14 protein-coding genes are annotated in these 12,707 nt (G+C 72.4%); 4 read left to right on the top strand and 10 right to left on the bottom strand.

The genetic code is table 11. The annotated features are described in order from the left end of the window. Positions 1-240: 240 nt before the first annotated feature. Positions 241-1,083 carry a helix-turn-helix transcriptional regulator gene (locus OHA86_RS31735; protein ID WP_329180835.1) on the bottom strand — a complete coding sequence of 281 codons (843 nt, stop codon included), beginning with the start codon at positions 1,081-1,083 and terminating at the stop codon, positions 241-243. Positions 1,084-1,254: 171 nt separating this feature from the next. Here OHA86_RS31735 and OHA86_RS31730 point away from each other — a divergent pair, with 171 nt between their 5' ends. Next, complete coding sequence (locus OHA86_RS31730; RefSeq protein WP_329180833.1) at positions 1,255-1,965, top strand: DUF5995 family protein; 711 nt, start codon at positions 1,255-1,257, stop codon at positions 1,963-1,965. Here the strand turns inward: OHA86_RS31730 and OHA86_RS31725 are convergent. The 5 genes from OHA86_RS31725 to OHA86_RS31705 form a co-directional block, all read right to left on the bottom strand. After that, positions 1,926-3,629 carry a flavin monoamine oxidase family protein gene (locus OHA86_RS31725; protein ID WP_329180831.1) on the bottom strand — a complete coding sequence of 568 codons (1,704 nt, stop codon included), beginning with the start codon at positions 3,627-3,629 and terminating at the stop codon, positions 1,926-1,928. The two genes, OHA86_RS31730 and OHA86_RS31725, sit on opposite strands and share 40 nt — an antisense overlap. Next, entirely contained in the window at positions 3,626-4,411 is a 786-nt protein-coding gene (locus OHA86_RS31720) for a carbon-nitrogen hydrolase family protein (RefSeq protein ID WP_329180829.1), read from the bottom strand. The genes OHA86_RS31725 and OHA86_RS31720 overlap by 4 nt, the downstream gene beginning before the upstream one ends. A gap of 233 nt (positions 4,412-4,644) precedes the next feature. After that, the gene (locus tag OHA86_RS31715; protein WP_329180827.1) at positions 4,645-5,619 is read right to left on the bottom strand and encodes a PRC and DUF2382 domain-containing protein; all 975 of its coding nucleotides are present in this window, start codon (positions 5,617-5,619) and stop codon (positions 4,645-4,647) included. A gap of 130 nt (positions 5,620-5,749) precedes the next feature. Continuing rightward, on the bottom strand, positions 5,750-6,205 hold the full coding sequence (locus OHA86_RS31710) for an Lrp/AsnC family transcriptional regulator (protein ID WP_329180825.1): 456 nt from the start codon (positions 6,203-6,205) through the stop codon (positions 5,750-5,752). A gap of 21 nt (positions 6,206-6,226) precedes the next feature. Beyond that, positions 6,227-7,666 (bottom strand): GuaB1 family IMP dehydrogenase-related protein, encoded by a 1,440-nt coding sequence (locus tag OHA86_RS31705; RefSeq protein WP_329180823.1) that lies wholly within the window; start codon positions 7,664-7,666, stop codon positions 6,227-6,229. A 161-nt stretch (positions 7,667-7,827) separates the two neighbouring features. Between OHA86_RS31705 and OHA86_RS31700 the strand changes: the two genes are divergently transcribed. Beyond that, complete coding sequence (locus OHA86_RS31700) at positions 7,828-8,469, top strand: GNAT family N-acetyltransferase (RefSeq protein ID WP_329180821.1); 642 nt, start codon at positions 7,828-7,830, stop codon at positions 8,467-8,469. A 92-nt stretch (positions 8,470-8,561) separates the two neighbouring features. Here OHA86_RS31700 and OHA86_RS31695 read toward each other — a convergent pair whose 3' ends face one another. Further along, positions 8,562-8,942 (bottom strand): MerR family transcriptional regulator, encoded by a 381-nt coding sequence (locus OHA86_RS31695; protein ID WP_329180819.1) that lies wholly within the window; start codon positions 8,940-8,942, stop codon positions 8,562-8,564. Positions 8,943-9,091: 149 nt separating this feature from the next. On the opposite strand from OHA86_RS31695, the gene OHA86_RS31690 reads away from it, so the two are divergent. Next, on the top strand, positions 9,092-9,271 hold the full coding sequence (locus tag OHA86_RS31690) for a hypothetical protein (protein WP_329180817.1): 180 nt from the start codon (positions 9,092-9,094) through the stop codon (positions 9,269-9,271). A gap of 40 nt (positions 9,272-9,311) precedes the next feature. Continuing rightward, positions 9,312-10,250: an alpha/beta hydrolase family protein gene (locus OHA86_RS31685; protein WP_329180815.1), complete on the top strand. Its 939-nt coding sequence runs from the start codon at positions 9,312-9,314 to the stop codon at positions 10,248-10,250. 165 nt (positions 10,251-10,415) lie between these two features. On the opposite strand, the gene OHA86_RS31680 is transcribed toward OHA86_RS31685, so the two are convergent. The 3 genes from OHA86_RS31680 to rpe form a co-directional block, all read right to left on the bottom strand. Continuing rightward, complete coding sequence (locus tag OHA86_RS31680) at positions 10,416-10,712, bottom strand: barstar family protein (protein ID WP_329180813.1); 297 nt, start codon at positions 10,710-10,712, stop codon at positions 10,416-10,418. Between the two features lie 63 nt (positions 10,713-10,775). After that, on the bottom strand, positions 10,776-11,789 hold the full coding sequence (locus OHA86_RS31675) for a sugar-binding transcriptional regulator (RefSeq protein ID WP_329180810.1): 1,014 nt from the start codon (positions 11,787-11,789) through the stop codon (positions 10,776-10,778). Positions 11,790-11,874: 85 nt separating this feature from the next. Beyond that, positions 11,875-12,540 (bottom strand): ribulose-phosphate 3-epimerase, encoded by a 666-nt coding sequence (rpe, locus tag OHA86_RS31670; RefSeq protein WP_329180808.1) that lies wholly within the window; start codon positions 12,538-12,540, stop codon positions 11,875-11,877. Positions 12,541-12,707: the final 167 nt, after the last annotated feature.

Below are 12,707 nucleotides of genomic sequence, written 5' to 3'. Positions count from 1 at the left end.
CGGATCCGTGCCGTACGGCCGGCACGGCAGAGCCCGCCGCGGGAGTGGTCACAACGCGGCAGGTCGGAAGAGTTCGGCGGACGCGCACGGGGGAATCGCGCCCGCCGAACCGAGAACAACGTTACCGGCGCCGCCCGCCCCTCGGGGAGCCCGGAAGGGGCAATTCATTCCGCGGGATTACGCCATGGCACAGGCGCGCCGACATCTCCCGTATCCCTGGCGGGAGTTGGGGACGCCGCGTCAACCCACCGTCAGGTCCTGGAGGCCGACCACCCGGAGCAGTTGCAGCCGCTCGTACGCCTCGGTGCCGGGGCGGGCGGTGTAGACGATGAGCCGCTGGTCGCGCCCCGGGCTGAGCAGCACCTCGCAGTCCAGCTCCATCTCCCCCACCACCGGGTGCCGGATGCGCTTGGTGTCCGAGCGCCGCACCGCGACCTCGTGCTCCGTCCACAGCCGGGCGAAGTCCTCGCTGGCCGCCCGCAGCTCCGTGACCAGGGCTACCGCTCGCGGGTCGTCGGGGCGGGCGGCGAGCACCGCGCGCAGGTGCGCGACATGGTTGCGGGCCAGTGCCGGGCGGTCCTCGGGCGGGAAGATGTCCATGGCGGCGGGCTCGGTGAAGGCCCGCCGTACGGTGTTGCGCATCTCCGGCGGCCGGGCCGAGACGTCGCCGAGCAGCGCGGACGCCATCGCGTTCTGCACCAGGACGTCGCCGATGTCGCTGACCACCTGGGCGGGCGTGTCGTGCAGCCGGTCCAGGATCAGCAGCAGGCCGGGGCGTACGTGGTCGCTGCCGCCGGTGTCCCGCGGCGGCTCCTCGCCCGACAGGTGGAAGAGGTGGTCGCGCTCGTCGGCGGTCAGCCGCAGCGCGCGGGCGAGCGCGCCGAGCATCTGCCGGGACGGGCGCGGGCCGCGGGCCTGTTCGAGCCGGGTGTAGTAGTCCACCGACATGTCGGCCAGCTGGGCCACCTCCTCCCGGCGCAGTCCCGGGGTGCGGCGCCGGGAGCCGCCGCCCAGGCCCACGTCGGCGGGGCCCAGCCGGTCGCGGCTGCGGCGCAGGAAATCGGCGAGTTCTGGTCGGTCCACCCTTCCAGCATGCGGCCGGGGCGGCCGACTATCCAGGGAGTGCCACTCCCCCGATCGCAGGCCCGCACGCGGACGCGGCACCGCCCCTGCCGGGGCTGCGGAACGCGCGGCTTGTGACCCGGTCCGGCGTGCCGCGCGATACGCGGGCGCCGGGTGCGAAGACTGGGACGCATGACAACGGATGTGGACGGCGTGCTCGCCCGGATGCACGGTGTGGACGCCGGGCTGCCGCCCGGCGACGGGGTGGCGGTGTTCAACCGGGTGTATGCCGCGGTGACCGCGGAGGTGGCCCGGCGGCTGGCCGCCGGGCACTTCGCGGACCCCGAGGCGGCCGGTGACCTGGCCGTACGGTTCGCGGGGCGCTATCTCGCCGCGGTGGCGGACGACGCGGCGGGCCGCCGCCCGCCCGCGTGCTGGCGGCCACTGCTGCGGATGCGCGCCCACCCGGACATCCGGCCGCTGCAATTCGCCCTCGCCGGGATCAACGCCCATGTGGGCCACGACCTGGCGCTGGCCGTGCTGGACACCTGCCGGGCGACGGGCCGCGAACTCCCCGGCCTCGAAGCGGACTTCGACCGGGTCGGCGAGGCGCTGACCCAGATCGAGGCGGAGGTCAGGGAGCTGCTGATGCCGGGTCCCGACCTGCTGGAGGCGGCCGACCCGCTGACGCACCTGGTCGGGTCGTGGTCGCTGGCCAGGGCCAGGGACGCGGCCTGGGCGGCGGCCCGGCTGCTGTGGGCGCTGCGCGGCGCCCACGAGGCCTACGACGAGTGCGTGAGCCACCTGGACGCGGCCGTCGGGCTGGTCGGGCGGCTGCTGCTGACGCCGACCGGCGGCGGGCGTCAGTCCTCGGGCAGCAGCACGGGCGCGATCTCGTCGTAGCGGTCGCCGGGTCCCGGGTTCAGCGGGTCGGTGCCGCCGCCGAGGTGGCGCATGACGCCCCACACCGCGTTCAGCGCGGTCTGCACGGCGCCCTCGGCCCATCCGGCGGTCCAGGAGATGTCGTCGCCGGCCAGGAACAGGCCGCGCCGGTCGGCGGGCAGCGCGTCCTGCATGAAGTGGGTGAACAGCCGCCGCTGGTAGCGGTAGTGGCCGGGCAGGTTGGCCTTGAAGGCGCCCATGAACCACGGCTCGTTCTCCCACGACACGGTCACCGGGTTGCCGATGATGTGCTTCCTGATGTCGACGCCGGGGTAGATCTCGCCGAGCGAGGTGAGCATGACCTCCATCCGCTCGTGCGCGCTCAGCGGCAGCCACTTCAGGCTGTCGTCGCACCAGGTGTAGGACAGGCAGATCGCGGCGGGCCGGTCCGGGCCGTCGTCCAGCAGATACGTGCCGCGGGTCATCCGGTCGGTGAGCGTCATCGACAGGGTGTCCCGGCCGGCGCGCGGGTCCTGGTCGAGCCAGAACGGCCGGTCGACCGGCACGAAGAGCTTGCTGGACTCCATGTAGTGGGTGCGCTCCATCGCCGTCCAGTGGTCGATCGGGAAGAGCGCGCTGTCGCAGGCGATCTTCGACAGCAGCAGCCAGCTCTGCGCGGTGAAGACCGCCGCCTTGTACGAGCGGATGTCGCCGGTGGCGTCGGTGACGGTGATCCGGTTGCCCGCGGTGCGGTGCAGCCCGGTGACGGCCGGGCGCGGCTCGCCGCCGTGCAGCGAGGCCAGCGAGGTGCCGCGCGGCCAGTGCACGGCCTTGTCGGGAGCGCGTTCCCACAGCCGCTGCGGGAGCTGCTGGCTGCCGCCGACGATGCCGCGGTGGTCGTCGTCGGCGCCGGTGTAGACCACGCGCAGGATCTCCAGGATGGAGTTGGGGAAGTCGGTGTCCCAGCCGCCGGTGCCGAAGCCGACCTGCCCGAAGATCTCCCGGTGCCGGAACGACCGGAAGGCCGGCGAGTCGCACAGGAAGCCGTAGAAGGTCTGGTTGTCGAGCTTGTCGACCAGCGCGGACCAGATCGCCCGGATCGCGGGCACGTCCCGCTCGCGCAGCGCCCGCTGCATCGCGGAGAAGTCGGCGCCGTCCTCCAGGCAGGCGTTCCAGGCGTGCATGACCTGGTGGTAGACCTCGGGCAGGTCGTCCACGGACGTGGCGTAGTGCGACTCGCCCTTGAGGTCGACCACCGTCGAGGGGGTGCAGGGCGCCAGCGGGTTGGGGAACGGCCTGGTGGCCAGCCCGACCAGGTCCACGTAGTGCTGGAAGGCGGTGGAGGACGGCGGGAAGCGCATCGCGCCCAGCTCGGCGGTCAGCCCCGGGTCGCACCCGTCGAAGCCGACCGTGCGCAGCCGCCCGCCGATCCGGTCGGCCTCGTAGACGACCGGTCGCAGGCCCATTTTCAGCAGCTCGTACGCCGTCACGATCCCGGACAGCCCGCCGCCGATCACCGCGACCTCGGTGCCGTGCTCGGCGGGCGGTACGGAGCCGAGCCCGGCGGGGTGGGCGAGGAAGTCGTCGTAGGCGTAGGGGAAGTCGGGGCCGAACATGGTGATGGGCGGCTCGGCCTGCGCCGCTATGTGCTGCTCATCGTGGACGGCGGCGGGCACGGATGTCATGGGCAGGGGCTCCTGGCGATGGTGCGGTAGAGATCGGGGCGGCGGTCGGCCAGATACGGCGTGACCGCCCGGGCGGCCGCGTTGCGTTCCGGGTCGACGTCGGCGATCAGCAGCTCGGGGCCGGCCCCGGCCCGGGCCCGCACCTCGCCGTCGGGTCCCGCCAGGCAGCTGAGCCCGGCGAAGTCGTACCCGCCCTCGGGGCCACAGCGGTTCGCGTACGCGATGTGCAGGCCGTTCTCGTACGCCCTGGCCGGCACGAGGACCCGCGGGACGAACTCGAAGGGCCGCATCAGGGCGGTGGGTACGGCCAGCAGGTCGGTACCGGCCAGCGCGTGCGCCCTGACGGGCTCGGGGAATTCCACGTCGTAGCAGATCAGCAGGCCGATCCTGACGCCGTCGAGGTCGGCCTGGACGATCGGCTCCGCGCCGGGCGTGAAGGCGGCGCGCTCCTGGTCACCGTACAGGTGCGTCTTGCGGTACGCCGCCAGCTCGGTGCCGTCCGGGCCGACCAGCCGGACCGTGTTGAAGACGGCGCCGCCGTCCCGCTCGGGCCAGCCGTAGGCGACGGCGACGCCGTGCCGCGCGGCGATCTCCTCGACCCGGCGCGCGGCCGGGCCGTCCGCCGGTTCCGCGGACGCGGCGGCCCGCGGGCCGAGCACGTAGCCGCTCAGGGCGAGCTCGGGCGTGAGCAGGAGCCGGGCGCCGCGCCCGGCCGCTTCCGCCGCGGCGGCGTCCAGCGCGTCGAGGCCGGGCGCGGTGCCTTGCGCTATCGCGATCCGCACGGTGCCTCTTTCTGCTGGTCAACGGGGGTACAAGGGGTGCCCCTCGACGCTAATCCCGGATGCGGCCGGCGACAAGGCCCGAACATTGCGCCCCACGGCGCGATTCGTTGCGTCTTGCCCCCTCCCCCCGGCGATCCATTGCGCGGCTCCCCTTGCAGGAGGGGAGCCGGGGCAAGGGGGCGCCCGGCGGCCTCTGGGGGGAGAGGGGGCCGGGCGCCGCGCAGGGGCGAGGGTCAGCGTTCGGGCCGCCCACCCCGGGTGGTGCCCTCACCACCCGGAATCGCATCGCTCGGCCCTTCCATGTCCGCCTCGATCCGCTCCTTGCGGACCCGCCCGTGCACCTTCTTCTGCTCGACGTGCTCCTCGACGTTCATCCGCACCCGCTCCTTGGCGACGACTTCCGTCTCCACCACGGGGCTCTCCTCGTGCAGTGTCACGAAGCGGTCCGCCTCGCTGATCTCCGCGCCGGAGCGCAGCGCGTCGCGATCGGTGGCGCTGAGCGGCTCGCGTTCGAGCTTGACCTCCTCGTGCCGCAGCGGCACGGTCTGCTCGACCTCCTCGACCTCGACGTACTTGTGCAGCCTGGCCTTCCCGGAGGCGTGGCGTTCGACCTTGACGTGCATCTCCTCCTCGGAGCGGGTCATCGCCTCTTCCTCGGACTCGATCCCGCCGGCGCCCAGGCGCTCCGCGGAGCCGGAGCGGCCGGCCGCGTAGGCGGCGCCGGAACCGGCGGCGGACGTGTCCATGCCCGCGCTGCCGCTCCCCCGGCCGATGTCGGTGCCGATGTCGCCGCCGGACTTCGTGGCCGGCGCGGTGCCGGCGCCGGCCGCGGCCCCTGCTGCTCCCGCCGCACCCGCGGACTTGTCGGCGGACATGTTCTTGCCGCCGGTCCGCTCGATGCCGTAGTAGCGGTACAGGTGCTGCTCCTCCTCGACCGACAGGTGACCGCCGGAGTCGATGTCCACGTTGGGCGCACCCTTGATCTTCTCCTTGGGGTACGGCACCTCCAGATGGTCCTGGACCAGCCGCGCGGAACGGGTGGGCACAAAGGTCTCGTTGCTACCGAAGAACCCGGTCTTGACCGTCACCCACTCGGGATTTCCGGAGCTGTCGTCCAGGTACATGTGCTTCGCATCGCCGACCTTCTTGCCTTCGGCGTCATGGACCGGATGGCCCACCACCTGGGGTATCTGTTCGCGCGTGATCATGTCGCCTCCTCGGGGCTGCCGTGACCTGGGAACGGTCAATGGACGGATTACCCGAGAGACTCCGGCAAAACCTAGGAAGCCGGACAAATTGCGCAAACAACCGCACACTCGCGTAAACCCGCAGGTCGGATCAGCCGGGGCTGCCCGCCCCGTAGCGGCGCAGCAGCGGCGAGAGCACCAGCACCGACTTCGTACGGGTCACGAACGGCTCGCCCGCGATGCGTTCGAGCACCTGTTCGAAATGCCGTACGTCGGCGGCGAAGACCTGCACCACCGCGTCCGCCTCGCCGGTCACCGTCGAGGCGGACGCCACCTCGGGGTAGCGGGACAGGCCGCGCCTGATGTCGGCGGGCGAGGTGTTGTGGCGGCAGTACAGCTCCACCAGCGCCTCGGTCTGCCAGCCGAGCGCGGCGGGGTCGACCCGTACGGTGAAGCCGGTGATCGCGCCCGCCGCCAGCAGCCGGTCGACCCGGCGTTTGACGGCGGGCGCGGACAGGCCCACCTCGGCGCCGATGTCGGCGTAGGAGCGGCGGGCGTCGGAGGCCAGGGCATGGACGATGCATTCGTCGAGTTCGTTCAGCGGCACGAGCCCCGACGCTACCGCCGGCTACTGCCAGCTGGCGTGCAACGGCTTGCCCTCGGCGTATCCCGCGGCGCTCTGGATGCCGACGACGGCGTTGCGCTCGAACTCGGCGAGCGACCCGGCGCCCGCGTAGGTGCACGAGCTGCGCACCCCGGCGATGATCGAGTCGATCAGGTCCTCCACTCCGGGCCGCGCCGGGTCCAGGAACAACCGCGAGGTGGAGATGCCCTCCTCGAACAGCGCCTTGCGGGCCCGGTCGTACGCCGACTCCTCGCTGGTGCGGTTGCGGACCGCGCGGGCCGAGGCCATCCCGTAGGACTCCTTGTACAGCCGCCCGTCCGCGGCCTGCTGGAGATCGCCGGGCGACTCGTACGTACCGGCGAACCACGAGCCGATCATCACATTGGACGCGCCGGCCGCGAGCGCCATCGCCACGTCCCGCGGGTGCCGCACCCCGCCGTCGGCCCAGACGTGCTTGCCGTACGTGCGGGCCTCGGCGGCGCACTCCAGGACCGCGGAGAACTGCGGGCGCCCCACCCCGGTCATCATCCGGGTGGTGCACATCGCACCGGGGCCGACACCGACCTTGACGATGTCGGCGCCCGCCTCGATCAGGTCGCGCACGCCCTCGGCGGCCACGACGTTGCCCGCGACCAGCGGCACCGAGGGGTCGAGCGACCGCACCGCGCGGACCGCGGCGATCATCGACTCCTGGTGGCCGTGCGCGGTGTCCACCACCAGGGTGTCCACCCCGGCCTTGAGCAGCTGGGCGGCCTTGCCCGCCACGTCGCCGTTGATGCCGACCGCGGCGGCGATCCGCAGCCGGCCCTCGGCGTCGACCGCCGGCTGGTAGAGCGTGGCGCGCAGCGCGGCCGTACGGGTGAGGATGCCGGCCAGCCGCCCGTCCGCGTCGACCGCGGGGGCGAGCTTGCGGTGCGCGTCCTCCAGCCGGTTGAAGGCGTCCCGCGGGTCGATGTCAGCGGCCAGCACCAGCAGGTCGGCGGACATCACCTCGGACAGCTGGGTGAAGCGGTCCACGCCGGTCAGGTCGGACTCGGTGACCACGCCGACCGGCCGGCCGTCCTCGACCACCACCCCCGCGCCGTGCGCCCGCTTGGGCAGCAGCGACAGCGCGTCGGCGACGGTCTGGCCGGGGGCCAGCGTGATCGGGGTGTCCAGCACCAGATGGCGCTGCTTGACATAGCCGACCACGTCGGCGACGACGTCGATCGGGATGTCCTGCGGGATGACGACCAGGCCGCCGCGGCGGGCCACGGTCTCGGCCATCCGGCGGCCGGCGATGGCGGTCATGTTCGCGACCACCAGCGGAATGGTGGTGCCGGTCCCATCGGGGGACCTGAGGTCCACCCCCTGCCGGGAGCCCACAGAACTGCGGCTCGGCACCATGAAAACGTCGTCGTACGTCAGGTCGTACGGAGGCCGAACATCATTGAGGAATCTCACGCGGTAGCTCCTACCTGCGGCTTTGCCCCGCAGGCGAGCCGAAGTCAGCACGGAACCAGCACGATGGCGCTGGTCGGTACCCCGTCCATCACACGCTTCAGCTTCTCGTCCGAGCCTGGGGTCAGGTGACCATAGATGTCCGCGGTTACCTGAATTGTAGAGTGCCCCGGCCAGCGGGAGACCTCCAGGAGGGACACCCGGCACTGCCCGAACTGGCTGCCCAGGGCCTCGGACCGCGCCAGCAGTGCCGGATCACGGTGCTGGACGAGGCGCTCGGGGAGCGGGCCACCCCGGTGCCGGCGGCCGCCGGCTACGACCGGGACACCGAACTGATACTGGTCCGGGAGACAGCTGGCTGCGCGCTGCCCGAACCCGCCGCGCACCCGGTCGAGCTGGCCGAGCTGGCCGAGCTGCGAGCGGCGGTGTTCCGCCAGCAGCTGGACTGGGGCTTGGACGAGGATCTCGCCCGACAGCTCACCGAGCGCCGTACCGCCCGTCTGCGCGGCGCCGAGAAGGTGTCCTTCCTGGCAGCCCGGACACCGGATGGGGAGATCGCGGCCTGGGCCGACCTCTACCTCGACCGAACCGCCGGGCTGGCTCAGCTGGAAGACCTCGTCACCGCTGTGCTGCACCGCAAGCAGGGCCACGGAGACACCCTGCTCGCCACAGGGCTGGCGTTGGCCGCCGCTGCCGGGATCCCGCAGCTCTTCCTCATCGCGGACGTGACCGACTGGCCGCGCGAGTGGTACTCCTGCCGAGGCTTCACCGAACTCGGCCGCAGCTACTCCTTCCCCGACCGCTGACGGCGGGGATGAACCGGGGCCCACCGCGCGCACCGAGCTCGTCGGGACCGTGTTCGGCGACGACGACCGGCCCTGGACGGCCGGGTCGTCGGCTAGACGGCCGTGTCCTGTCGGCAGGGGATGCCGGTGTGCATGTTGGCCGAGGCGGCGGCGATGACCGAAACGAGCCTGTCCCGGGCGTGTGCGAGGTCCGCGATGTGCCGGTCGAGGTGGTCACGTTCCACGGCGAGGCGCCCGAGAAGTTCGGGCGTGGCCTTGCCGTCGATGACGCAGGGCGTGAGTTGGGCAATGGTCTTGCTGGACAGGCCGGCGGCGTACAGCTCCCGGATCACGCGGACCCGGTCGACCGCGGCTTCCGCATAGTGGCGCTGGCCGCTGTCGCTGCGTTCGGCGGCGAGCAGGCCCTGCTCCTCGTAGTACCGCAGGGCCCGGGTGCTGACGCCCGTGCGGCCGGCGAGTTCCCCAATGCGCATTCCCAGCTCCACGTTCACATGTTCTGCGTCACAGCGGCTTGCCTTTGACGTCAACGTCAAGTTTTAGCGTAAGCGATATGAGTCTCCACGGGAACTTTCCACCGGTTCACCTCCTCGACAGGGCCCGGCTCGAACGAAACGAAGCACCCATGAGTGACGCCGCCCCCACCGCCGCCAGTGACGCCGCCCGCGGCGTCGACTCCCGCGGCTCCTTCGGCGGGGCCGGCGGCGCCCGCGCCTTCATCGACAGCGCTCCCCTCGACGAGCACGGCAGGGCGAAGCTCGGTCACCTCAACGCCGAACGCATCCTCGACCTCAAGACCGCCTGATCCCCCGCACGCACCACCCCGCCTGAAAGAAGACACGCGCATGACCACGTACCGGACGGCCGGTCTCGCCGGCACCGCGCCCACCCCGACCGCAGCGGTCAAGCCGCTCGTGCTGCCCGCACCGCAGCGCGGCGAGGACCTGCACGTACGCGTCTCCGCACCGGTCACCGGCAGCAACCTGCCGATCGTGCTGTTCGCGCACGGGTTCGGCTCGGACCTGGACGGCTACGCGCCGCTGGTCGACCACTGGGCCTCCCGCGGCTTCGTGGTCGTCCAGGCCACCCACCTGGACTCCAAGCAGCTCGGCCTGACTGCGGACGACCCCCGCAAGCCCCATGTGTGGCGCCACCGCGTGCAGGACATGAAGCACATCCTGGATGAGTTGGGGACTCTGGAGGCGTCCGTGCCCGGCCTGGCGGGCCGGGTCGACCACAGCCGCATCGTCGCGGCAGGCCACTCCTTCGGCGGCCAGACCGCGGGCATCCTCGTGGGTCTGCGCGTCAGGGACCCGCACACCGGCACCGCCGAAGACCTGTCCGACTCCCGGGTCATGGCGAGTATCCAGCTGGCCACCGCCGGCAAGGGCGGCGACGAACTGACCCCCTTCGCCCACGAGAACCTTCCCTGGCTGCGTGATCAGGACTTCTCCCACATCACCGCCCCCGGCCTCGTCGTCGCCGGAGACAGGGACGACCTCCCGCTCACCACCCGGGGACCGGCCTGGACGACCGACCCCTACACCCTCAGCCACGGCAGCAAGAGCCTGCTCACCGTCCACGGCGGCGAGCACTTCCTCGGCGGCATCTCCGGCTACCAGGTGACCGAGACCACCGACGAAAACCCCGGCCGCGTCGCTCTCGTCCAGCAGGTCACCCTCGCCTATCTGCGCCATGTCACCGGGACCGACCACACCGACTGGGAGAAGGCCCGGAAGGCTCTCGCCGACGGCCACCCGCTGGGACGGCTCGAATCCAAGTGAGCTCCGGGGATTCCGGTCCGCCGAGGCCCCGGCCGCATCCGCGTTCGCGACGCCGCGCCCTCGGCAGCCGGCCCCAGTGACTTCAGATGGGGCCGGCCCCGCCACCTGCAGACCCTGGACCTGGACCTGGACCTCATCAGCGGTGGGCGCCTCCGCCCGGGCTGTTCATTCCTCCAGGACGACCGCCAGTTCGATGTCGGTGTCCCGCCAGAACAGCTCGGCGTCCCGCAAGATGTCCTTCACGATCCGCCACTCGCGCGGCAGCGCCGTCGCGAAGCCGTGCCAGCCGCGCACGTGCAGCCGCCGCCCGCCCGGCTCGGCCGGCCACCACGACAGATCGGTGAGGCAGTCCGCGAGGGCGTCCCAGCTACGACCGAACCACTCCGGCAGGCCGAGATCGGCGGTGCACCGGTCCATGAACGCCCGGCGGTCGTCGACGCCGGTCAGGTCGAGCACGCGCATGCGCCGATGCTGCCACAGCGGGTGACCTGCGGCGCGGCAGCGCGCCCGGGTCCGGCGGCGCGCTCAGGACCCGTCGGGGTCGGCGCGGTCCAGTGCCGGGCGGCGCGCGGGCGAGGTGGCCCGCAGCAGCTGGTCGGCGGCGGCGGTGTCGGTCACCAGGCTGGTGACCAGGCCCGAGCGCAGCACCGCGTCGATCGCGGCGGCCTTGCGCGTACCGCCCGCGATCGCCAGCACCTCGGGAATCCGGCGCAGCCGGTCCGTCTCGATGGTGATGCAGCGCTCGCCCAGGTCGCGGCCGACCCTGCGGCCCTGCGAGTCGAACAGGTGCGACGACATCTCGGCGGCCACCCCGAGCCCCGCGTAGTGCTCGCGCTCGGCTTCGGTGAGCGCGTCGTGGACGGTGGAGATGCCCGCCTCCCACGACCCGACCGACACCACGGCGACGGTCACCTTGTCGTAATAGCCCATGGCGGCCGCGATACCGCTCTGGGCCCGCAGTGCCGCCGCGGTCGCCGGGTCGGGCAGCACCATCGGGGCGTACAGCGGGTGCGCCTCGCCACCGGAGACGGCCGCCGCGGTGCGCACCGCCTCGACCGACCCGCGTTCGGCGGTGCCGACGTCGTAGACGCCGGTGAGCTGGACGACCGTGCAGGGGGCGAGCCGGTCGAGCGCGTTGGCCATGGTGATGATGGACCGGCCCCACGCCAGGCCCAGCACATCGCCGTCGGTGACCAGCTCACCGAGCAGGCCGGCCGCGACCACGCCCAGATTCTCCGGGTCGGGCGCGTCGGCCTGGTCCGGCGGGGTCTGCACGACGACGGCGTGCCGCAGCCCGTAGTGCGCGCGCAGCGCGTCCGAGCGCTCCGCGTCCAGCTCGGCGGGCACCCGGATCTCGATCCTGACCAGGTCGCGTTCGAGCGCGGTCTCCAGCACCCGGGCCACCTTGAACCGGCTGACCCCGAATTCCTCGGCGATCTGGATCTTGGACTTGCCCTCCAGGTAGAAACGGCGTGCCATCGCCGCTGCCTGGACCATCTCTCCGGGGCCCATGCGCACGTGTGTGCGGCCTGTGCTCACGTCGGTTCTCCCCAGTTGCCCAGCTGTTCGGCTCCGCGTTCATCCTCGCAGACGCCGGGGGTTACGGGCGCGTAGCCGTCGAAGGTCAGTGCCGGTGGACCGCGGCGGCCTGCTCGCGCAGCGCCCGTACGGCAGCCGCCGGGTCCTGCGCGCCGTAGACCGCGGTGCCCGCCACGAAATTGTCGGCGCCCGCCTCAGCACAGCGCTCGATGGTCTCGCCGGACACCCCGCCGTCCACCTGGAGCCACAGTTCGAGCCCGTGCTTGTCGATCAGCGCCCGGGTCCGGCGGATCTTGGGCAGCATGATGTCCAGGAACGCCTGGCCGCCGAAGCCCGGCTCGATCGTCATGATCAGCAGCATGTCGAGTTCCGGCAGCAGGTCCTCGTACGGCTCGATCGACGTCGCGGGCCTGAGCGCCATCGAGGCGCGGGCGCCCTTGGCGCGGATCTCCCGGGCGATACGCACCGGGGCGGCGGCGGCCTCGGCGTGGAAGGTCACCGACGACGCGCCGGCCTCCACATAGGCGGGCGCCCAGCGGTCCGGGTCCTCGATCATCAGATGGCAGTCGAGCGGCGTATCGGTCGCCTTGCGCAGCGACTCCACCACCGGCAGGCCCAGCGTCAGATTCGGCACGAAGTGGTTGTCCATGACGTCGACATGGAGCCAGTCCGCGCCCTCGACGGCTTTCGCCTCCTCGGCGAGGCGGGCGAAGTCCGCGGAAAGGATGCTGGGGCTGATCTGCACGGTCATGGGGCCCAGCAAACCAGATGTCCCGGCCCCACGAAAACCGGTCGGGGTGCCCCCCGCGGTTCGTCCGCTCCGCCTGCCGCACCGCCGCGCCCGGCAGCGCAGTTCCCCGCGGCCCCGAGGGGCTTGCCACTGGCGGTGGCGGTGCTGTCTTTCCCGCCGTCGCCGCT

This window comes from Streptomyces sp. NBC_01477, from assembly GCF_036227245.1.
In the GTDB taxonomy this organism is placed as follows: domain Bacteria; phylum Actinomycetota; class Actinomycetes; order Streptomycetales; family Streptomycetaceae; genus Actinacidiphila.
Note: the sequence above shows the minus strand (reverse complement) of the source record. Positions and strands in the feature narration are given on the sequence as shown.